The organism is Chitinophaga sp. 22620, assembly GCF_052044405.1.
In the GTDB taxonomy this organism is placed as follows: domain Bacteria; phylum Bacteroidota; class Bacteroidia; order Chitinophagales; family Chitinophagaceae; genus Chitinophaga.
Genome location: NZ_JBQEMV010000001.1, coordinates 2,030,184 through 2,051,035 on the forward strand (window position 1 = coordinate 2,030,184; position 20,852 = coordinate 2,051,035).

At 53.1% G+C, this 20,852-nt stretch carries 16 protein-coding genes; 13 read left to right on the plus strand and 3 right to left on the minus strand.

From position 1 onward, the window contains the following. The first annotated feature begins 3 nt into the window (after positions 1-3). The 8 genes from ACTJIK_RS08280 to dapA all read left to right on the plus strand — a co-directional run bounded on the left by ACTJIK_RS08280 (position 4) and on the right by dapA (position 8,966). Complete coding sequence (locus ACTJIK_RS08280) at positions 4-1,461, plus strand: RagB/SusD family nutrient uptake outer membrane protein (protein ID WP_440645890.1); 1,458 nt, start codon at positions 4-6, stop codon at positions 1,459-1,461. Between the two features lie 31 nt (positions 1,462-1,492). Continuing rightward, positions 1,493-2,404, plus strand: coding sequence for a zinc-binding metallopeptidase (locus ACTJIK_RS08285; RefSeq protein WP_440645891.1), 912 nt, complete (start codon positions 1,493-1,495; stop codon positions 2,402-2,404). A 28-nt stretch (positions 2,405-2,432) separates the two neighbouring features. Beyond that, on the plus strand, positions 2,433-3,752 hold the full coding sequence (locus tag ACTJIK_RS08290) for a DUF4302 domain-containing protein (RefSeq protein WP_440645892.1): 1,320 nt from the start codon (positions 2,433-2,435) through the stop codon (positions 3,750-3,752). 58 nt (positions 3,753-3,810) lie between these two features. Next, a complete protein-coding gene (locus tag ACTJIK_RS08295; protein WP_440645893.1) occupies positions 3,811-4,392 on the plus strand; it encodes a hypothetical protein in 582 nt (193 codons plus the stop codon). Between the two features lie 143 nt (positions 4,393-4,535). Then, positions 4,536-5,795, plus strand: coding sequence for a kynureninase (gene kynU, locus ACTJIK_RS08300; RefSeq protein ID WP_440645894.1), 1,260 nt, complete (start codon positions 4,536-4,538; stop codon positions 5,793-5,795). A gap of 1 nt (position 5,796) precedes the next feature. Continuing rightward, complete coding sequence (locus ACTJIK_RS08305) at positions 5,797-6,393, plus strand: SGNH/GDSL hydrolase family protein (protein ID WP_440645895.1); 597 nt, start codon at positions 5,797-5,799, stop codon at positions 6,391-6,393. A 621-nt stretch (positions 6,394-7,014) separates the two neighbouring features. Further along, complete coding sequence (locus tag ACTJIK_RS08310) at positions 7,015-7,968, plus strand: acetyl-CoA carboxylase carboxyltransferase subunit alpha (RefSeq protein WP_440645896.1); 954 nt, start codon at positions 7,015-7,017, stop codon at positions 7,966-7,968. A 95-nt stretch (positions 7,969-8,063) separates the two neighbouring features. Next, positions 8,064-8,966 carry a 4-hydroxy-tetrahydrodipicolinate synthase gene (gene dapA / locus ACTJIK_RS08315; RefSeq protein WP_440645897.1) on the plus strand — a complete coding sequence of 301 codons (903 nt, stop codon included), beginning with the start codon at positions 8,064-8,066 and terminating at the stop codon, positions 8,964-8,966. 328 nt (positions 8,967-9,294) lie between these two features. Here dapA and ACTJIK_RS08320 read toward each other — a convergent pair whose 3' ends face one another. The 3 genes from ACTJIK_RS08320 to ACTJIK_RS08330 form a co-directional block, all read right to left on the minus strand. After that, positions 9,295-10,125, minus strand: a complete 831-nt coding sequence (locus ACTJIK_RS08320; protein ID WP_440645898.1) for a hypothetical protein — start codon at positions 10,123-10,125, stop codon at positions 9,295-9,297. Between the two features lie 243 nt (positions 10,126-10,368). Next, on the minus strand, positions 10,369-11,277 hold the full coding sequence (locus ACTJIK_RS08325; protein WP_440645899.1) for a ribonuclease Z: 909 nt from the start codon (positions 11,275-11,277) through the stop codon (positions 10,369-10,371). Positions 11,278-11,294: 17 nt separating this feature from the next. Next, positions 11,295-11,669 carry a hypothetical protein gene (locus tag ACTJIK_RS08330; RefSeq protein ID WP_440645900.1) on the minus strand — a complete coding sequence of 125 codons (375 nt, stop codon included), beginning with the start codon at positions 11,667-11,669 and terminating at the stop codon, positions 11,295-11,297. Positions 11,670-11,942: 273 nt separating this feature from the next. On the opposite strand from ACTJIK_RS08330, the gene ACTJIK_RS08335 reads away from it, so the two are divergent. The 5 genes from ACTJIK_RS08335 (at position 11,943) to cmk (ending at position 20,731) form a co-directional block, all read left to right on the plus strand. After that, positions 11,943-14,474 (plus strand): ATP-dependent Clp protease ATP-binding subunit, encoded by a 2,532-nt coding sequence (locus tag ACTJIK_RS08335; protein ID WP_440645901.1) that lies wholly within the window; start codon positions 11,943-11,945, stop codon positions 14,472-14,474. A gap of 528 nt (positions 14,475-15,002) precedes the next feature. Further along, a complete protein-coding gene (locus ACTJIK_RS08340; RefSeq protein ID WP_440645902.1) occupies positions 15,003-16,748 on the plus strand; it encodes a hypothetical protein in 1,746 nt (581 codons plus the stop codon). Positions 16,749-16,817: 69 nt separating this feature from the next. Further along, positions 16,818-18,344: a hypothetical protein gene (locus ACTJIK_RS08345; protein WP_440645903.1), complete on the plus strand. Its 1,527-nt coding sequence runs from the start codon at positions 16,818-16,820 to the stop codon at positions 18,342-18,344. Positions 18,345-18,362: 18 nt separating this feature from the next. Then, positions 18,363-19,958: a T9SS type A sorting domain-containing protein gene (locus ACTJIK_RS08350; protein ID WP_440645904.1), complete on the plus strand. Its 1,596-nt coding sequence runs from the start codon at positions 18,363-18,365 to the stop codon at positions 19,956-19,958. A gap of 83 nt (positions 19,959-20,041) precedes the next feature. Further along, positions 20,042-20,731 (plus strand): (d)CMP kinase, encoded by a 690-nt coding sequence (gene cmk, locus ACTJIK_RS08355; RefSeq protein ID WP_440645905.1) that lies wholly within the window; start codon positions 20,042-20,044, stop codon positions 20,729-20,731. Positions 20,732-20,852 lie beyond the last annotated feature (121 nt).

The following is a 20,852-nucleotide window of genomic DNA, read 5'->3' on the forward strand; positions in this document are numbered from 1 at the left end:
GACATGAAAAGACTGCTGATATACACAAGCATTTGCCTCACGGTTGCCGCTGCCGGTTGTAAAAAATACCTGGAGCAGCCGCCGGATATGAGGGCTGAGCTGAACAGCCCTGAACAGGTGTCGCGCCTGCTGGGCACAGCCTATCCGCAAGCAAATTATATGGCTTTCACCGAAGGCCAGTCCGATAACGTAGCCGATAAACGCGGCGGCACGATCGAGAACATCAACACCGATCCTTTCCAGTTCCGGGATGTGAGAGACGACCAGGAGGATTCCCCGGAGTACTACTGGAATGCCTGCTACACGGCCATCGCCGCGGCCAACCTGGCCATCCAGGTCTGCGACAAAGCGCCCGACCCCGAGAATTACCGTTCGCAGAAAGGGGAAGCGCTTATAGCGAGGGCTTACGCGCATTTTATGCTCGTCACCTTTTTCTCCGAAACCTACGATCCGGCCACGGCGGCTACCAGCCCGGGCATACCGTATGTGACCGAGCCGGAGGATGTCGTGATCAAACAATATGAAAGGAAAACAGTAGCCTATGTGTACGAGATGATAGAAAAAGACCTGCTGACGGGCATCCCCATGCTGGACAATAACCGTTACGCCGTTCCGGCCTATCACTTTACCACTGCGGCTGCCTATGCATTCGCCGCGCGTTTTTATCTCTTCAAGCAGGATTGGACAAAGGTGGTGACCTACGCTACGCTCGTATTCCCCGACAACAACATCACCCCGATGCTGCGCCCATGGAACACGACGTATAAAACAATGACCTACCTGGAGCTGTTCGGCGTTTATGCAAAAGCCACCGAGCCGGCCAACCTGCTGCTGGTGGAAACGCCTTCCGTGTATGGGCGTTATTATTTTACTTTCCGATATGCCCTTAACCCGGCCAAGCGCAATGAAATACTGGGGCCCAATGTAACCGGCGGAGACTGGGTGTTCAGAAACCAGACCTTTACCAGCGGCAGCAGCGAGAACCTCCTGATCCCGAAGATCAATGAGTATTTCGTGCGTTCCACCGTAAATGCAGGCATCGGTACTGCTTACGTAATGGTGCCGCTGCTCACCGCCGAAGAAGTATTGTTCAACCGGGCGGAAGCCTACACTTACCTGAACAACACGTCCGCCGCCATCAGCGATCTGAACACTTATGCCGCCACGCGCATCAACAATTATAATCCCGGCGCACATGCGGTTACAGCGCCAAAAATGCGGAACTTTTATGGCACCAATAACCTGCAGACCGCGCTGATACGTACTATCCTGGATTTTAAACGGGCGGAGTACGTACAGGAAGGCATGCGCTGGTTCGATATTCTCCGCTACCGCATTCCCGTGACGCACGTGGTAGAAAATGGCGGAGGGGTATTCAACCTTACGGGCGACGATCCGAAAAGGTTGTTCCAGATACCTTCTTCCGCGGCTATCTCAGGCGTGCAGGGCAACCCGCGTTAAAAACAGGACACGAACTTTTAAAAGCACAAACATGCATATGAAGCATTTCAAGATATTGACCTTCCTCTTTTTCTGCTGCGTACTGGCCGCCTGCAGGAGAGACGAAAAGCTGGACGATGTGAACGACATCCCCGGCCTGGGCGGAGATACCTGGGCGCCAGGCCCAATAGACGTGTGGATCAAAGACAGTCTTACCACGCCGCTGAACGTTGCCGTGAAATACAAATGGGACCAGGGCGAGCTGGATTATACGCACACGCTGGTGCCACCCAAAGAAGAAAAGATCATTCCTGTGCTGAGCACCATCCGCCGGGCCTGGCTTAAACCCTATGAAGCCGAAGCGGGAGAAATGTTCCTGAAACGGTACGTTCCCAAGTTCTTCGTGCTGGTAGGCAGCGCCAGCTATAATACAGACGGTACCATCACCCTTGGCACCGCGGAAGGCGGGCGCAAAATAGCGCTGTATGTGCTGAACGACTTCCGCAACAAGTCGATGCCCGGTTATGTGCCTTCCGATTCTTTCGGCGTGAAGCAGATGTTCCATACTATCGAGCACGAGTTCGGGCATATCCTGCACCAGAACATTATGTACCCTGATGAATTCAAACGCATATCGGTCGGTATGTACACCTCTAACTGGAACAACGTGTCTGATGCGGATGCGCGGGCAGACGGTTTTGTGACCGCTTACGCCATGAGCGCGCCGGATGAGGATTTTGTAGAGATGATCGCGATGATGCTGGTGGAAGGCAAACAGGGTTTCGACGACCTGGTGAACAGCATCACGCAGCCCGGCCCCAACGGCACTACGCCTGAGCAGGCCAGGGCGCGGCTGCGGCAGAAAGAGGCCATCGTAGTGAAATATTTTGCGGAGGCGTGGAAGATCAAATTCTACAGCCTGCAAGCCCGCACAAGAACAGCCATCGACGGGCTGATACGGTAATTATTCCCTTACGGACAACCTTCAACAGATGAAACGAATTATATCATATCTCTTACTGGCGTTACTGGCGTTCTCTTCCTGCCGTAAGGACAATAATGATTCCGTGTTTCCCGGCACAACGGACGAGCGGATCAACAAGGCCCTCAGCGACTACCAGTCTGCCCTGGAAAGCGCGCAGTTCGGCTGGAACGCCCGGCTGGTAACAGCTACCGGCAGCATCTATAATTTCCACTTCAGCTTCAACAACACCAACCGCGTGCTGATGTTCGGCGATATAGACACGCTCACCGCGTCCGAGCGGAAGGAAAGCAGCTACCGCCTCAAAGCGCTGCAACAGCCTTCGCTCATCTTCGATACTTATTCCTACCTCCATATTCTTGCGGACCCCGATGGTTCCGTGAATGGCGGCGAGCCGGGCGAAGGGCTGAGCTCCGATTTCGAGTTTTCGCTGGACTCCCTGGCGGCAGACAGCATCAAGCTCACCGGCCGCTTCAAAGGCAGTAAAATGGTGCTGAAAAGGGCCACCCAGCAGGATCTGCAGACCTGGCAGAACGGGCAGTGGAAAAACGTACTGCTGTTTGAAGACCTCAGCGCGCGCATCCTTAATTATTTCAAACGCCTTCACTACGGTGGCACACAATACGAGATACAGGTAAACAATACGGAGAGAACGGTGACCTTTACCTGGAGAGACGGCGCGGGCGCGGCCCGTCAGCATACCACCGGCTACATCGTGAACAGTACCGGCATACAGCTCACCACCCCGCTGGTGAACGGGGCAAGTACCATCAGCTCCTTTTCGAACTTCAGCTGGAACCCCGGCACGGCAGCCTTCACCATGAACACGAACGGCACCACGCCTTCCACGATAACCGGCGCCATTGCGCCCGTGGTGGTAGACCTGCAGGCTCCCGCGCGCTGGTGGAATTTTGCGGCACAGCAGGACAACTACTGGGCTACGCTCAACGGTTTCCATGTGAACGGCGTGGACGATGCCTTCGGGCTGCACAGCATTCCCGATTTTATGTTCCTCGTTTTCTGGCCCCGCTTTGGCGACGACGCCGGTGTAACATATGACCTCGCCGGTTGGGTGCACAATGATGCCGGAACGCCGTCCATTATTTTCGGGGCAGCATTCAGACCGCCGGTGTTCACTGCAAACGGGCGGGTGATCTTTACTTATTACGGCACCCTTGGCGATGTGCCGCCCGCAGCGGAAGACCCGTACATCAATACGGCTTCGCAGTTTATTGACCCGATGGGTTATTACCTGGTGCAAACCGGCCCCGGCACTTACGATATGGTGAGCGCTCGCGACGCGACAGCCTGGATCACCTGGGAATTTTGACAAGAGCAACTGTTTGAGAGAATTACTAATTAATTATTAATAACTAAAATCAACTTGTATGAAAAGGATGACGCCCCGGATAGTATACGTCCTTATGCTGTTTGTTTCTATAATCGCAGTGTCCTGCTCCAAAGACGGCGATGCCGGTCCTGCCGGCCCCGCTGGTCCCGCTGGCCCTGCCGGTCCCGCTGGTCCTGCCGGACCGAACGGCCCTGCCGGTACCGCGAATGTGATCTACTCCGCCTGGATGGATGTGGCATTCGTTCCTGAAAAAGACCCCGATACCGGCGATACGCTGGCTTTCACTGCAACCATAGCAGCGCCGAAGCTGACCAAAGAGATCGTCAATTCAGGTGAGATAAAAGTATATTTCAACTGGGGTACAGCCGCCGCGCCGGAGGTGGACCCGCTGCCGCTGTTCGATATTTACATCGGAGGAGGCCTGAGCTGCACCACCACATTCTACGAAGGGGAAATATTCATGATCTCCAACTTCGACCTCAGCAGCCGCAACAATACAGCCGGAGTCAAGACATTCCAGTTCCGCTACATCCTGATACCCGGTGGCACGACCGCGCGCCAGGCCGTCAACTGGAACGATTACAAAGCTGTGAAAGCATACCTGGGCCTGAAGGACTGATCATTTCTTTTCAGCAACCTGCTATAAAACCTGGAAAAAGAAAAGCCGTATGGACTGAAAGGTCCGTGCGGCTTTTTAATGCTTTCAAATGATCACGCCGCTCTTCTTTTTTGCGCAGAACTGCCGGAATAGTATATTGCCGTATGAACACTGCTTTTGAGACAACAGCATCCTTCGCGCAGGAGCGGGATGCTGCTGACGTATTGAACGGGTTTAAATCCCGCTTCCACTTCCCGCAGCACAACGGGAAAGACAGCATTTACTTTTGCGGCAATTCACTCGGCTTACAGGCGCGTTCCGTGGCCGGGGCTATACAGCAGGAGCTGGAGGACTGGCAGAACATGGCCGTGGAAGGATATTTCCGCGCGCGGAACCCCTGGCTGTATTACCAGTATAACTTCAGCGAAACCCTCTCGGGCATGATGGGCTGCAGCGAAGATGAAGTAACGGTGATGAATACACTTACCGTGAACCTGCACCTGGTCATGCAAAGCTTCTACCGGCCTGATAAACAACGCTACCGCATCCTGATGGAAGCCGGCGCTTTCCCTTCCGACCAATACGCGTTGGAAACGCTCGTGCGCCTGCACGGCTTTGATGCAGATGATGCGATCGTTGAGGTGCATCCGCGGGAAGGGGAGAAGCTGTTGCATACTGAAGATATTCTGGCCGCCATTCACCGCCACCGCGATTCCCTTGCGGTGGTGCTGATGGGCGGCATCAACTATTACACCGGCCAGTTCTACGATATGCCCGCCATTACGGCAGCGGCCCACGAAGCAGGCGCTTACGCGGGCTGGGACCTTGCGCATGTGGCCGGCAATATTCCCCTGCAGCTGCACAAATGGGATGTGGATTTTGCCGTGTGGTGTTCCTATAAATACCTGAATGCCGGTCCCGGCGCGGCCGGCGGCCTATACGTGCATGAGCGCTTCGGGAATGATGCTGGCTTTCCGCGGCTCGGCGGCTGGTGGGGCAACGATGAAAAGACCCGTTTCAAAATGGAAAAAGGTTTCATCCCCCGCAACGGCGCCGCCGGCTGGCAGATCAGCACGGCCCAGGTGCTCAACATGGTAGCGCTGAAAGCCTCCCTTGAATTATTCCGCGAAGCGGGCATTGAGCGGCTGCGGGAAAAAAGTTTACAGCTCACCAGCTACCTGGAATTTTTGCTGGGGCACACACAGCTGCCTTTCGAAGTGATCACGCCGAAAGACCCGCAGCAGCGGGGCGCGCAGCTGTCGCTCTTTTTTCCGCAGAACGGCAAGGCCATTCAAACGCGCATGATGGAAAACGGCATCATCTGCGATTACCGCGAGCCCGGCGTGATACGCCTGGCGCCCGCGCCGCTGTATTGTTCCTATACCGATGTATACCGCTTTTACGAAGTATTACAAACTTTCTGATATGGCCAATTCACCGAAAACCTGGCTGGCACTCGGCGATTCCTACACCATCGGCGAAGGTGTGCCGCTGCATGATAGCTATCCCTACCAGGCCCTGCAGCTGCTGAGGGCCAACGGCAAACAGTTTAATGCGCCGGAGATCGTGGCCAGAACGGGGTGGACGACGGATGAGCTGATTGCCCACCTGCTGCATAACACGCGCCTGCTGCCTTCCTACGACTACGTAACGCTGCTGATCGGCGTGAACAACCAGTACCGCGGCATGAGCGAAACAGATTACGGCGCCACATTCGAATGGCTGGCAAAAAAAGCGCAGGAGCTTACAGCGGCGGAGAACGTAACCGTGATCAGCATCCCCGACTGGGGCGTTACGCCCTTTGCCAAAGACCGCGATGCCGCGGCCATCGCTTCCGCCATCGACCGGTTCAATAATATCAACCGGGAAATAAGCGCGGAGAAGGGTTTCAATTATGCGGACATCACGCCGGTGTACCGCGAAACAGGCGGCAGGCCGGAAAGTGTGGTGGAAGACCAGCTGCATCCTTCGGCAAGGGTGTATGCTTATTGGGCGGAGCAGGTGGCGATATGGTTAAAATAAACTGTTAACAGAGATGCTTACCTATTTTGAGAAATTGCAGTACTCTTTGATATTTATGCTCCACAAGCCTCGCATTTACAGGGTGGGGCGGGGTTACCTGTACAGGGCAAACCTGGTTATCGCAATAGGTTTGTCTGTCATGGCAAGTTTTACGTGGCTGATGCTGAACAGGTTTAAACTAAGTGGCCCTGTAGTAGCGCTCGCTTTCGGCATTCTCTGTGTGATAATATTTGGCTTATTAGAGATCAATGTGACAAAGGCTAAGATGCTGAAGCATCGGAATACCTATTTATCCCGGAGAAGGTATATACTGCCGTTTTATATTGTTTTGGGTTTGTGGATGAGTGTATTTGCTTATTTTTATTTTCTGTACAAATAATCACCACGTTTATATATTCGCGAATATCGCTATCCCTGCCTTTTTGATATCCTTAAAAATATCCTACATTTGCACTCCTGTCCCGGGCCGAACCGGGATCAGTATTTAATGCGATCCCTGTACGAAGCAGCCTCCGGGTTCCAAATACAGGGTTTTACTATCTTTATGGAACGGATATTTCATCAGGCAGCATGATATCGACCATTACCTGGTGCAATACTTTAACCTTTTTAAAACTGTATATGCAATTTCTGGATTTTGAAAAACCAATTGCTGATCTGTACGAACAACTGGGAAAACTGAGAGAGAACGGGGAAAAATCCGGTGTGGATGTTTCCGCTACTGTAAAGGAGTACGAACAAAAAATCACTGACACTCAACAACAGATCTATAACAATCTCACCAGCTGGCAGAAAGTGCAGCTCAGCCGCCATCCGGACCGTCCGTACACGCTGGAATACATCGAACGCATGACCACCAATTTCGTGGAACTGCATGGCGACCGCAACGTGAAAGACGACAAGGCAATGGTAGGCGGGTTTGCCGACCTGGACGGTGAGACCGTAATGTTCATCGGGCAGCAGAAAGGCATCAACACCAAAATGCGCCAGATACGTAATTTCGGCATGGCCAACCCGGAAGGCTACCGCAAGGCTCTCCGTCTTATGAAGCTGGCTGAAAGGTTCAACAAACCGGTCATCACCCTTATCGATACTCCCGGCGCATATCCCGGCCTTGAAGCGGAAGAGCGGGGCCAGGGCGAGGCCATTGCCCGCAATCTTTTTGAAATGGTGAAGCTCCGCGTGCCCGTGATCTGCGTGATCATCGGCGAAGGCGCTTCCGGCGGCGCGCTCGGCATCGGCATAGGCGACAGGATATTTATGCTGGAAAATAGCTGGTACACCGTTATTTCACCGGAAAACTGCTCTACCATCCTCTGGAGAAGCTGGAATTTCAAGGAAAAAGCGGCGGAAGAGCTGAAGCTCACTTCCGGCTACATGAGCCAGTTCGGCCTGGTAGACGGGGTGATCAAAGAACCTGTCGGCGGCGCGCATTCCAACCACGAAGAAATGGCAGTCATCCTGAGGGAAAAACTCAAGGCCACACTGGCTGAACTGAAGCAGATAGACGCGGATACGCGCATTGAGCAACGGATTGAGAAATTCTCCAATATGGGCTTTTTTGAAGAGCGCTGAATAAAATAACAGCCTTCTTTGTTGCGTGAACCGGATCAAAATTCAATATTTGCATTATTTCCAGGCCGCAAAAGGGGCTTTTGATAAAGATTGATATGTTACAGGAACAATTGAGGGGTACCGGCGTTGCGCTGGTTACGCCCTTTACTACACAGGAAACGATCGACTGGTCCGCCCTCGAAAGGGTGATAGATCATGTGATCGGAGGTGGAGTGGATTATGTTGTTACATTAGGCACCACCGGGGAAACACCTACACTTTCAGCAGATGAAAAGCTGGACCTTATCAACTTCACATTTGAAAAGGTAAGCAAGCGGGTGCCTGTAGTAGTAGGAATTGGCGACTATAACACGAACGATGTGGTAAAACGCCTGGAAACCTGTCCGCTGGACGAGGCGGCCGCTGTGCTCAGCGTTGCGCCTTATTACAGCAAACCCACCCAGGAAGGTATTTACCAGCACTATAAGGCCATTGCCGCCGCTTCTCCCAAACCCATCATTCTCTACAACGTTCCGGGCCGTACGGGCCGCAATATGACGGCGGACACAACCCTGCGCATTGCGAACGAGGTAGACAACGTGATCGCGATGAAGGAAGCTTCCGGTGATATGATACAATGCATGGAGATCATCCGCCGCAAGCCCGAAGGTTTTCTCGTGATCAGTGGCGATGATGCCGTGGCCTTCCCGCAGCTGGCCTGCGGTATGGACGGCGTCATATCCGTTGCCGCGAACTACTTCGCGAAAGATTTTTCCTCCATGGTAAGGGCCGCGCTGGAAGAGAACTACACCGAAGCCCGCCGCCTGCACTACAAAATGCTGGAAGGTTTCGACCTGATGTTCGCAGAGAACAACCCCGCCGGCATCAAAGCATTCCTGCACTACGACAAACTGGTGGAAAACGTGTTCCGCCTGCCGGTAGTGCCCGTAACCGCGGCGCTGCAAAGCAGGATCAACGCTTATCTCAAAGCATACAACAAAGCCGGATCGCTGGTGTAATTGCCTGGTCCCTGAAAATAAAGCAAGCCGGATGGAGATGTTCTTCATCCGGCTTTTGTTTTGAAAAGAATAAACATCCTTGCGGCGGGTTCCCGCTGACGCCTTATTCCGGTGGCTAATTCCGATCCGGCGCCGGGAAATGTTATATCGATATCACTTCTGTACTCCCTTCCCTCGAAGTACTATTAAACACGCCTTATCCATGCTTTAGACACGGGTTTAAGTGGGGGATGAGTACGGTGAGGGAGGGCATAGGCTGGGTACAAAAAAGGCCGCCCGGGTAAAGGGCGGCCATTGTTTGTAGTATGGGGATGAATAAAAGGACAGTTTAGAAAGCGAAGCCCACGGTAAGCCCCAGGCCGCGAACGCCCAGGAACGGGAGTTTGATATCTGCCCGAACGCCATCGTCTCGAACTTCGGCTTTGATACCGTGGTTGTCGCCAAGGTCCACCAGGCCTTCGATATCGTCTTTCAGCTCGGCGCGGTCTGCCTCGTCCAGGTCGCTGAGGTCGGTAAGACCTTCCGCCTTGCCGGTCATCCTGCCATAGTGGCCGCCGATGATAAACAAGTCTACCACCACCCGTTTGGCGATCATGAACTGCCCGCCGAGGATAATGCCGCCGCCGATGCCTTTGGAATTTCCTTTCAGGGGCACGAGCGTGTTGCCGCCGTCGGGGTTCTCAAAATCGTAGGGGTAATCGTACTTAAAGGAGGCATAACGGCCGTAAACGCCCGCGTAGAAACCCTTTGCGCCCGGCCTGCGGCCCGTATACACGCGGAATTCCAGCGTTACGGCATTGCCGCTCATCTTCAGCTTGTCCAGCTGCTGGCTGATATCGTCCCCTTCTTCCGCCACGATATCCATTACGGTTTCGCCCAGCGGAGTTTGCGTGACGTTCGTGGAAGGCATGAACCGATAACCGATGGAAGCCGAGATCTTCCGGGTGAGCATGCGCTCGTAGGTAAGTCCGTAATTGGCCAGGGCAATACTGGAAAGGTTGGTCTTGATAATGTTCTTGTAGTAAGGGCTGTTGCGTACGGATGTTTTTTCCCCGGCTGGCGCTTCCAGGGCCGTTGCCCTAGTGGTATCAGGAGATTGTGCGCCGGCGCACAGGCTCAGGCATAGCATAGCCGGAACAAACAGTAGAGTTCGGTTCATAGTTATAGGAATTATTTATTGTGTAAAAATAGTTTCATGAGCCAGGTGGCGCAATACCAAAATATAGGTATTTTACATGTGTAAGGGCTTGAAAAGGATTTGTTATAGGAGGCAGCCGTTTGGTTACACACGGGAGGCAACCCGCCAGGAGTCCCGCCCGTATGGGTAAGGTAACCTGGCAGCGAAGTTCCAGGTAACGGTAAAGAATGTTTGAAAGGCGGGATGAGAACAGCTAAGGACTCCTTACAAAATGTAAGTTGTTCCTTCCAGTGCCAGGTCGGTATTGGCAAATACGGGTCTGCTTTCTTCCAGGAAAGGTTCCAGCTCGGTGTATTTGGAGCTGAAGTGCCCGATCAGCAAGCGTTTTGCACCAGCGCGGGCTGCCAGGCCCGCCGCCTGTACAGTGGTGCTGTGGTACCGCTCCGCGGCGCGCTGATGCAGATCCTGCAGGTAAGTGGTCTCGTGATAGACAAGGTCCGCGTCCTGCATATAGGGGATAAGGTCTTCGTCATAAATGCTGTCCGCACAATACACGTACCGCTTTGGGCGGGGCGGGGGCAGGGTCACCCAGTCGTTTTTCACGAGCTGGCCGTTTTTGCCCTGGTAGTCCTCCCCATCCTGGAGCCTGGAATAAAAGGCGGCGGGAATTTCGTAGGCGCGTGCCTGCTCAGGTATCACGCGGCGCTTGCGGCGCTGCATGCTGAAGGAAAAGCCATAGCAGGGAATGCGGTGCTTGACGGGGAAGTAGCTTACTTCCATGTCTTTATCGCGGAAGAGCAGGCCGGTGGCATCCGGCAGCAAAGCGTGGAATTGAAGCTGGAAACGCAGGGTGGTGGCGGCTACGCGGAGCTGCAGCGTCAGTATCTCTTCGAGTTCGGGCGGGCCATAAACGGAAAGCGGCTCGGTACGGCCAAGGAGGCTCATGCTGTTGATCAGCCCGATTAGGCCGAAGTAATGGTCGCCATGAAGGTGGCTGATGAAAATGTACCTGATCCGGCTGCGGCGCACCTTGTAGCGGGTAAGCTGCATCTGGGTGCCTTCCCCGCAGTCCACCAGCATCAGCTGCTCGTTGAAGGTCACGACCTGGGCCGTAGGATGCCGGTCTGGCGTGGGTATGGCTGAATTATTCCCTAAGATCGTTACCGCAAACATATGGCGAAAATAGACATTTATTCCTCATCGAGATCCAGCTCCCGTTCGAAGTCTTCCATCATCACCATGTCGATGGCTTCGGATTCGGTGGGTACGATATTGAGCATTCCGGGATACGCTGCGGTGAGTTTTTGCGTTAAAGTACTGTTAAGGCCGGCCACCGCCGCGCTGAGGCTGCGATCGTACTGGCGCATGTATACTGTAAAAATGGCTTTGAGCCCGTCATCGTCGGCGGATTGGAGGGAATGCAGGTCCAGTATAAGATTCTTCCCCTCCAGTTCATCCATGGCGCCGGTTGCGTCCACAAACGCATCTGACATTTTAGCATCCAGCGTTTCCTCCTCCAGCCGTAATAACACTATTTTTTCTTTGGTATCAATTTTGAATTGCATATTGCCGGATGTTATATTTTTAACATTATAAAAAAAGGACACGCACTAAAAAGGAAACCGGTCCGATAAAGATCCTTGCAGAAGTTAAAGCAGAACGAATCAAAAACATCCCTCTTCTCGTAAGTATATTTACCTCACAAGGCCCTTCACCGCAAAAGTAAATCTTAACCAAGAATGTACAAGCATAAAAACTAAATCCAAAGTAAATCCAAAATTTATTTGGTAATATTGTATAAGCAAGCCCCCGTAAGGGTTTAACAAAAATCATCTACAATGGATCAGAATTTTTCACCGCAAGTAAAGGAGATCATTTCGTTTAGCAGGGAAGAAGCATTGCGCCTGGGGAATGATTTCATCGGTACGGAACACCTGCTATTGGGTATTATTCGTGAAGGTGAGGGAACAGCTGTAAAAATTTTACAAGCGCTGAACGTTGATCTTTATGAATTGAGAAAAGAGGTGGAATTGGCTATCAAAGATAAGACCGGTAAGAATATCGCGAATATCAACAGCCTCCCGCTGACCCGACAGGCAGAGAAAGTGATCCGTGTAACCGTGCTGGAAGCTAAGGCGCTTAAAAGTCCCACCGTGGAAACAGAGCACCTGATGCTGTCCATCCTGAAGAATAAAGAAAACGTATGTACTCAAATCCTTCAACAATTTGACGTGGACTACGATACTTTTAAAAACGAACTGGGCTTCGTAAAATCTGCAGATCCGAAAGCGGAATTCGATGACCCCGGAGAAGAGGAGTTTGAAGACGAACGGAAGAGTTATGCTTCTAAAGCAAAACAAACCAATACAAAGTCTAAAACACCTGTACTCGACAATTTTGGCAGGGACATTACCAAGCTGGCCGAATCAGGCAGCCTTGACCCTATCGTGGGACGTGAACAGGAGATCGAACGCGTCTCCCAGATACTCTCGCGCCGTAAGAAGAACAATCCCATCCTCATCGGGGAGCCGGGTGTTGGTAAAACCGCCATCGTGGAAGGCCTCGCCCTCCGCATCGTACAGCGCAAGGTTTCCCGCGTGCTGTTCGACAAACGGGTGGTAAGCCTGGACCTTGCAGCCCTCGTGGCCGGTACCAAATACCGCGGCCAGTTCGAGGAAAGGATGAAAGCCATCATGAATGAGCTCGAAAAGAACCGGGACGTGATCCTGTTCATCGACGAGATCCATACCATTGTTGGCGCAGGCGGCGCTTCCGGTTCGCTGGACGCTTCCAACATCTTCAAACCGGCCCTCGCAAGAGGTGAGCTCCAGTGCATCGGCGCATCCACCCTCGATGAGTACCGCATGTACATCGAGAAAGACGGCGCGCTCGACCGCAGGTTCCAGAAAGTAATGGTAGATCCCCCTTCCGTGGAAGAAACCATCCTCATCCTCAACAATATCAAGCAACGTTACGAGGAATACCACAACGTATCCTATACTGACGATGCGATCGATGCCTGCGTGAAGCTCAGCGACCGTTACATGACGGACCGCCTGCTGCCGGACAAGGCCATCGACGTGCTGGATGAAGTAGGCGCCCGCGTGCACCTGAAGAACATCAACGTTCCGCAGAATATCCTCGACCTGGAAAAACAGATCGAAGACATCAAGCAGGAAAAAAATAAGGTCGTGAAGAGCCAACGCTTCGAAGAAGCCGCCGCCCTCCGCGATACTGAAAAGAAACTCGGCGAAGACCTTGAAAAGGCCAAAGCCGTGTGGGAAGAAGAAGTGAAGCACAAACGTTATCCCATCGACGAAGAAGCGATAGCGGAAGTGGTGAGCATGATGACCGGCATTCCCGTAAAACGGATGGTGCAGGCGGAAAACGAAAAGCTGCGCCGCATGGGTGAAGATCTGAAAGGCGCTGTGGTTGGGCAGGACGAGGCCATCTCCAAGGTGACCAAAGCCATCCAGCGTAACCGCGTGGGCCTGAAAGATCCCAAGAAGCCGATCGGTACCTTCATCTTCCTCGGCCCCACCGGGGTGGGTAAAACCGAGCTGGCCAAAGCGCTCGCCAAATACATGTTCGACTCCGAAGATGCGCTCATCCGCATCGACATGTCTGAATACATGGAGAAATTCTCCGTAAGCCGCCTTATCGGCGCGCCTCCGGGATATGTTGGGTACGAAGAAGGCGGTCAGCTTACCGAAAAGGTTCGCCGCAAACCTTACTCCGTGATCCTGCTGGACGAGATCGAGAAAGCGCACCCGGATATCTACAATATCCTGCTGCAGGTGCTGGACGATGGTATCCTGACGGACGGCCTGGGCCGCAAGGTGGACTTCAAGAACACCCTGATCATCATGACCTCCAACATCGGTGTGCGCCAGCTGAAAGACTTCGGCGCAGGCGTAGGCTTCACCACCTCTTCAAGGGCTGTGAGCGAAGAAGACAACACCAAGGCCGTGATCGAAAAGGCGCTGAAACGCACCTTCTCCCCGGAGTTCCTCAACCGTATCGACGACGTGATCATCTTCAACTCCCTCTCCAAAGAGCATATCTATACCATTATAGATATCACGATGAAAGGAGTGCTGGCAAGGTTGCAGACGCTGGGCTTCAGCCTGGAGCTGACGGACGAAGCGAAAGGCTTCCTCGCAGAGAAAGGTTACGACCAGCAGTTCGGCGCCCGCCCGCTGCACAGGGCCATCCAGAAATACCTGGAAGATCCGCTGGCGGAAGAGATCCTCAATATGAACATTCATAACGGGGATATCCTGATCGCTGACCTGGACAAGGAAAACCAGAAACTGGTGTTCTCTCTGAAAAATCCTTCGAAGAGTAAATCAGAGAAATCAGAAGCATAATTTTTAAGTGAAATAAAACTTGAGGCCGTCCCGGGGTAACCGGGACGGCTTTTTTTATTGCTGACGCTGGCGGTGGCAGGTTCGCAACCTGGTGAAAAAGCTTGGGAGAAAATAGCCGGTTTACGCTTTAAAAAAATACGATCGAAAAGGCATGATAATCATTCATTATCATGCCTTTTTTGTGCAGGATTTATGTAAAAGTTACCGCAAATTATACACCCGTAAAACCGCCACTGGCTTTGGTTTAACTTATAATCATCTGTAAATCACCGTGTCTTGTTGATATAAATATTAAATTAAATAAAAACATTATAAGAATAACGTATTAATCAAAATATATATGTAATATTGCATCAACGTTGTTACCCTGTACTCGGAAGTAAGAAAATAGCAGACAAAATTCTGGACTGGCGGCTTCTGTGTACAACGGGAAGTGAACGCATAATTGGGCACTATGAAAAACCAATATTCAACATTCATATCATAATCTCTTAAAACCACAAGTCATATTTTTTTAACCTATTACCTATGAGAAAGTCGTTACGTATCAGCCTCATAATGGCAACCCTGTTGTTCTTTTCATACAACAGCCTCAAAGCGCAGGTCAAGATCGGGGGCGATCCCGCGGTGGTTGACCCGAACGCTATCCTCGAACTGGAAAGCAACCGTAAAGGTTTCCTGCTTCCCCGTTTAGACGCAGCCGGATTTACTTTCCTGAAAACACGAACCGTGACCCAGGGTATGGTCGTATACCTGAAAGCGGGCGCTCACGCCAATGGCGCGGGTTTCTACTTTAAAACAGGCACCGGTAATACAGATGCGGACTGGACCAAGATGGCGGGAGACGACGGCGTAGGCGGCGGCCCCTGGAAACTGGGCGGTAACAACAATGCTGATGCAAACAGCTTCATTGGTACCACCATTTCTCAGCCGCTGGCGTTTAAAGTGAACAACAGCCCCGCCATGTCATTCGCTGTGGACGGACGTTTGACCATCCCTTACGCGAACGTCGACGTAGCGGGTGTAGGTGTAAATGATGTGCTGATGATCGGCACCGATGGTAAAGTGCTGAAACAAGATCTTTCTCTTACTTCAGTTACGGCAATGAACGCACTGAAAGGAGATGTGGTACTCGGCGCTGTTGCTTCGCCGGTAGCCACTAGCATCACTGCAACCACTTCAGGCCAGAACTTGACACTGAACATCCCGACCATGATGGGTACGGCCGGCCAGAACTACGGTTTCCTCTCCAAACCCGATTGGGACCGCTTTAATCGCATCGTTACCAGTGGTCTTACCGTTGCGGACATTACCACTACACCGGCCGAGACCGGCAACTTCGCCGGCAAGTTCGTTCCAAATGCCACCGCGGGCAACGAAGGCAGGTGGTCGCTTTCCCTCTTTCCCGCCACAGGCCTTAATCCTGGTGTGGTGACAGTGGGTGACCAGACCTTTGCCGGTAAGAAAACATTCGACGGCGACATCGAGATCACCGACGGCTATGCAGGCAGCACCGGGAGCCTGAAAACCATAGGCAAACTGTCTATCGGTACCACCGACGCAGCCGATCCTGCTGCCACCAGCTATAGAGTGCTCGTGAAAGAAGGCACTGGCGCAGAAGTGAAAGAAGTGGACCTGAATCCTAAAAAACTTGGTGGTATCTCCGCGCTGACCGACCCTTCCAATGTTGCGGCCGAATCTACCACAGACGGTAAAGTGGGCATCCTGACAGGCACTTCCGGCACAGACTTCAATATCGTTGCCGGTACCAATATCATGACCTTTAACATTCCTGATGCAAATACCGCCAACCGCGGTTTGATCACTACCGGGGCACAGACTCTGGGCGGTGTTAAAACATTCGCCAACCAGGTAGTGGCCAGCACCAACCTGAGCGTGGGCGGCGCGGGTCAGACCGCCAGCCTTTCCATCAACGGATCTGTATCTGTGAACGTGCGTACACTGCCCGGCGGTGGCGGCGCAATTGCTGACAACGATTACATTGTACTCGTGGCAGGTTCCGGTTCCAGCACTGTTCCGGTTACCTTACCTGCTCCCGCCGCAACCAACAAAGGCAGGATCTATATCGTAAAAAGGATTCCCCAGGCAGGTTCTGTTGTGGAAGAAGAAAGCACCGTGGCAATTGCCGCACAGGGCGGATCTACCATCAACGGTCAGACCGCGATCAATATCGATGCGCCTCACTTCTCAGTGACTTTCCTCTCCGACGGCACCAGCTGGTCAGTACTGAGCAGGTCTGCCGCAACCTTATAATAATTTCGATTGAAGGGAACGGTTATGCGTATAACCATAACCGTTCCCTTATAATCCAAATACTATCCCATGACCTATTGCTACACCAAAATATGGAAAACGGCTATCCTGCTGCTTTCCCTTGGCCTGGCCGTTAGTCCCGCCACCGCGCAGATGAAATTCGGCGGCACTTCAGACTACCGCGCAGACGCTATCCTGGAGCTAAGCTCCACCAAAAAAGGTTTTCTCCTTCCACGTATCAACGCATCCGCGCTTGCCGCATCTCCATTGGATACTGCCGCTCCCGGCATGATGATCTACAACCAGACAGACAACAATATTTACATCCGGAAAAAAACAGGTCCCGCTACCAGCACATGGGTGGCACTGCAGGAAGTTTCCGGCGCCGGCGGCACCTGGTCGTTCTCCGGCAACAGTAACATTAACCCCGCTATAAATTATTTGGGCTCTTCTAATGCCCAGCCGCTGGTATTCAAGACCAACAACACCGAGGCCGCGCGCATTGCTTCAGACGGAAAGATCGGCATCGGTACCGCCACGCCCAATGCCCGCCTGCATGTGAACGGCTCCACGAGCACCAATGTGGCCACTGCCACGGGCAACTTTACCATGGCCGATTCCAACAGCGTGATCATCATGAATAACGCCGCACAGGCCACCCTTACCCTGCAAACCGCCGCAGGCCAGGCTGGCCGGGCTGTCGAAATAGTTTCCTACGGCGCCGATTCGGTTTTTTTCGCGGGAGCGAATGTACGGTCGCAGGCTACCGGGGCCAATCCTGTAGGGTACGTTGCACCGGGCTATTCTTTGCGCCTCGTGAGCAACGGCACAGACTGGGTGGTATCCGGCAAGCAACGCAGCGGGGTGCCCATGTACATCGCCACCACCGCCGCTGCGAGAGATGGCGAAGTGGTGCGGGATTACAACAGCTACCTGAACGCAGGCAGCTCTATCATCCAGACGGACGTGCTGGCTGTGCCACTGAACCCGATACCCAATGAGGGCGCATGGTTCAGCATGATGATGCAGGCAGTGGGCAGCACATATTTCGGGCAGTTCAATGTGAATGATCATAACGCCTACTTCCGCGGCGGGGAAAAAACGAACGTTGCTACCAGCACCTGGTACAAATTCCTGAGCCATCCCGCAAAAATTAAATTCTCAGTGCAGGAAAGAGGTACCGACAGCATCAATTTTAACCAGGAAGATGCCCGCGCAATCGTATTCAGCACCAACAACACTCCCCGCGTTTCTATTACCGGCGAAGGTGCTGCTAACTTTAAAACACAGATGATCTATAATGTGACCACCATCACCGGGAATCATGTAGTTGCTCCTACTGATTATACGATTGTAATGACCGCGAATGCAAATGCGACCGTCAGTTTACCGGATGCTTCCACATGCATCGGCCGGGTGCTCGTATTTAAAAAGCTGAACGCCAATCTCAGGACGTTCTCGATTTCCCCCACAGCGACAGACAGGATCGATACCGCAGCCGTGAACACTGACCTGAGCTATTCCGGCACCGGGCTACGCTCCTGGATGTTGCAGGCGACGGGGAACGACCAATGGATTGTCATCTCTCAATTCTAATTAAAGGCTGAAGCTGATATGAAACACCTCTTCCACCTATTATCCCTTCTCCTCCTGCCGCTGCTGATGCGCGCGCAGCAGGGAGTGTACATTGCCCCGGGCGCCCGTATCCAGGTGTCTTCCGGCGAAGTGATGTCCATTTACGGTAATGTAGTGAACGATGGCGGTTTCGGATCGAACCAGTCTTCGGTGATCAACTTTTTCGGTAAAAGCTGGAGCAACGGCACCGGCGCCACCCTGCCGGACGAAAGCGCCAATGGCTTCTCCGGCAAAGGAGGGCTGTTCCGTTTCTCGGGCAACAATCCTTTATACGGCAACCTTGGCGCACAGCAGCTTTTCGGCGGCTACAACGTAAGCAGCCGACTGGGCGCCACCTTTCCCAACTTCGAGGTGAACAACCGGCTGGGCATCCTGCTGTTGGACCTGAGCGATATGAAAGTGCGCAGCAACCTGCACTTTTCCGCCGGGCACCTGTTCCTCAACGGCTGGAACCTGGTGGTAGGCAACGGCAATCCCGGCGCCATCACGGGTTACAGCGAACAATCCTTCATCATCACCGGCTCCAGCATTGCCGGGGGATTTGTATACCGCGAACAGGTGAACGCGGCTGCGGGCCGAGTGGTGTTCCCCATCGGCACATCGCCCGCCACATACGCGCCCGCTGCTATCGAATACAACGGCGCGGCAGACGATTTCAGGGCCAGGGTGTTCGACAGTGTATACCAGTTCGCCATCTCCGGCCTGGTAAACAAGCTGGACTTCACCAACAAGACCTGGAACATGGCCCGTGGCAGAACAGACGCGGCCGAAGCCAGTCTTACCCTGCAGCACATGGATGCGGATGAGGGGCGGGACTATGCGTCTCACCGCGCTGCCAGCTATGTAACCCGTTTTGTGAACAACTCCTGGGACTTCCTGGAGCCGGAAACCTTCCCGACAGCGGGCAACCTCACTACCACGGCTACACTGAGAAATGCCACCATGCACGTCCGCCGCTTCCGCGACGGCATCCGCAACAACGAATATTTTACGAAGGCCTCTATCCTGTACGGGCCATATGCGCCTGCTGTTTTTATTTATTTCAACGCCTGGCGCCTGAACGAAAACTTCGCGCAGCTGGAATGGTCCGTTTCGCGCGAGCTGAACAATGCGTATTTCGAGATAGAGCGCCGCCTGGATACGGACACCGGTTTCGTGAAAGTAGGCCAGATAGGCACCATGGCGCCCAACGGCAACATCAATACCCGGCTGGATTACCGTTACGTGGACCCGAACAATTACGACGGCTGGAGCTACTACCGCATCAAGGCGGTGGCCCGCAGCAACGGGCGCGTGAGCTATTCGGAGATCAAAGCGGTGCCGCCGTTCCTGCGTATAGAAGTATTCCCGAACCCCAACCGCGGCCAGTTTACGGTGCGCGTCCGCGGGGAACAGACCGCCATCACCATGCACCTCGTGAACAGCCTGGGCCAGCTCATCGAGCAGTTCACCATCGAAGGGGAGCGCGACCTCCGCATAGAGGCGCTGGCCAAGGGTACCTACCTCCTCGTATTCTACGAAAAGGGCACCAACCGCCTGATGCGCACGCATAAAGTGGTGGTGATAGACAGGTAGGCAATTTCTCTTTGATTTTTCCGGGATTTAAGGCAACTTTGCAGAGGCTTCCCAGCCGAATGCACATCCAAAAAAACCGGGGCTTGAAGAAAATAATCATTACGATAGACGGATATTCCTCCTGCGGGAAGAGCACACTGGCCAAACAACTGGCCAAGCGGCTGAACTATCTGTATATAGACAGCGGGGCGATGTACCGCGCAATCACCCTTTATTTTATTCAGCATACCGTTAACTGGAACGATGCGGAAGCCGTGAAACAGGCCCTTCAAAGCATCCACCTCGAATTCATCCACAACCAGATCTCCGGCCAGAGCGACATGTATCTCAACGACGAGAACGTGGAGCCCCTGATCCGTGAAATGCTGGTGGCGGAAAAGGTGAGCGAAGTGGCCGCCATCCGTGAAGTACGTGAGTTTGCGGTGGCGCAGCAACAGAAGATGGGGAAAGAAAGAGGGATCGTAATGGACGGGCGCGACATCGGTACCGTTGTATTCCCGCACGCCGAACTGAAAATATTCATGACCGCGGACCCCGCCATCCGCGTGGAACGCAGGTTCAAGGAACTGTATGAGAAGAACCGGAACATCACGCTGCATGAGGTGAAGGAAAACCTCGAACTGAGGGACTATATAGACTCCAACCGCGAAATAAGCCCGCTGCGCAAGGCGGAAGACGCCATTATCCTGGACAACAGCCAGCTGACCATGCCGGAACAGCTGGACCTGGTGCTACAGTGGGTGGAAGACGCAATAATGGCACATTCCTCTTAATTTTTTTTGTATATCAAAAAACGTTATTATCTTTGGTTGACTAAGGGAGCCTGTCTACCCTGTGTGTTAGCTTTTCTAGTAATAATAACCTCATCCTCAGAAATTCCTGCTAGTTAATGGT

Coding starts and splice junctions, on each gene's coding strand:
- ACTJIK_RS08280 (WP_440645890.1), top strand. CDS start 4: ATGAAAAGACTGCTGATATACACAAGCATTTGCCTCACGGTTGCCGCT.
- ACTJIK_RS08285 (WP_440645891.1), top strand. CDS start 1,493: ATGCATATGAAGCATTTCAAGATATTGACCTTCCTCTTTTTCTGCTGC.
- ACTJIK_RS08290 (WP_440645892.1), top strand. CDS start 2,433: ATGAAACGAATTATATCATATCTCTTACTGGCGTTACTGGCGTTCTCT.
- ACTJIK_RS08295 (WP_440645893.1), top strand. CDS start 3,811: ATGAAAAGGATGACGCCCCGGATAGTATACGTCCTTATGCTGTTTGTT.
- kynU (WP_440645894.1), top strand. CDS start 4,536: ATGAACACTGCTTTTGAGACAACAGCATCCTTCGCGCAGGAGCGGGAT.
- ACTJIK_RS08305 (WP_440645895.1), top strand. CDS start 5,797: ATGGCCAATTCACCGAAAACCTGGCTGGCACTCGGCGATTCCTACACC.
- ACTJIK_RS08310 (WP_440645896.1), top strand. CDS start 7,015: ATGCAATTTCTGGATTTTGAAAAACCAATTGCTGATCTGTACGAACAA.
- dapA (WP_440645897.1), top strand. CDS start 8,064: ATGTTACAGGAACAATTGAGGGGTACCGGCGTTGCGCTGGTTACGCCC.
- ACTJIK_RS08320 (WP_440645898.1), bottom strand. CDS start 10,125: ATGAACCGAACTCTACTGTTTGTTCCGGCTATGCTATGCCTGAGCCTG.
- ACTJIK_RS08325 (WP_440645899.1), bottom strand. CDS start 11,277: ATGTTTGCGGTAACGATCTTAGGGAATAATTCAGCCATACCCACGCCA.
- ACTJIK_RS08330 (WP_440645900.1), bottom strand. CDS start 11,669: ATGCAATTCAAAATTGATACCAAAGAAAAAATAGTGTTATTACGGCTG.
- ACTJIK_RS08335 (WP_440645901.1), top strand. CDS start 11,943: ATGGATCAGAATTTTTCACCGCAAGTAAAGGAGATCATTTCGTTTAGC.
- ACTJIK_RS08340 (WP_440645902.1), top strand. CDS start 15,003: ATGAGAAAGTCGTTACGTATCAGCCTCATAATGGCAACCCTGTTGTTC.
- ACTJIK_RS08345 (WP_440645903.1), top strand. CDS start 16,818: ATGACCTATTGCTACACCAAAATATGGAAAACGGCTATCCTGCTGCTT.
- ACTJIK_RS08350 (WP_440645904.1), top strand. CDS start 18,363: ATGAAACACCTCTTCCACCTATTATCCCTTCTCCTCCTGCCGCTGCTG.